Genomic DNA, 800 nt, shown 5'->3' on the forward strand with positions numbered 1-800 from the left:
GGTGGTGATGGAGGCCTGTGCCGGCTCGCACTGCCTGGCTCGAGAAATCAAAGCGATGGGGCATGAGGCCAAGCTGATCTCGCCGCAGTTCGTTAAGCCTTTCGTCAAGAGCAACAAGAATGACTTCGTCGATGCGCAAGCCATTTGCGAAGCCGCTTCCCGACCTTCCATGCGTTTTGTGACACCAAAGTCGCCAGACCAGCAAACGCTCTCTGTTTCTCATCGGATGCGTGAGTCATTGGTCCGCGACCGAACCAAGACGGTGAACCAGATGCATGGGTTCCTGCTTGAGTTCGGTGTGAGCCTGCCGACCGGACTGGCGGTGATCAAACGCCTCGCTTCAGTGCTTGAAGAGCACGACCTGCCTGTACGTCTCGTTGCACTGCTGCAGCGCCTGCATGAGCATTTCGTCTACCTGAGCGAGCGGATCAAGGTGTTGGACGAAGAGCTGGCGAGCCAGCTGGCTGACGATGATCTGGGTAGCCGTTTGCTGACTATCCCGTGTGTCGGGCCGATCACCGCCAGCCTGCTGGCTGTGGAAATGGGTGACGGTCAGCAATACGGCAGTAGCCGGGACTTTGCTGCCTCTGTAGGTCTGGTGCCCCGCCAGTACAGCACTGGTGGTAGGCCAGCTTTGCTGGGGATCAGCAAGCGCGGCGACAAGAACCTTCGACGCTTGTTGGTGCAGTGCGCACGGGTTTACCTGATGCGTTTGAAGTACCAGAAAGGCCCATTGGCTGATTGGGTGTGTTCACTGCTCGCGCGACGTCACTCCAATGTGGTGGCCTGCGCGTTGGCCA

Annotated in this window: 1 protein-coding gene; it reads left to right on the forward strand. The window is 58.6% G+C overall.

What is annotated here, in order from left to right:
* On the forward strand, positions 1–800 hold an 800-nt coding region (locus OH705_RS26825), incomplete at both ends, for an IS110 family transposase (RefSeq protein ID WP_267303381.1).

This window comes from Pseudomonas sp. BJa3 (assembly GCF_026343815.1).
Taxonomy (GTDB): Bacteria; Pseudomonadota; Gammaproteobacteria; order Pseudomonadales; family Pseudomonadaceae; genus Aquipseudomonas; species Aquipseudomonas soli.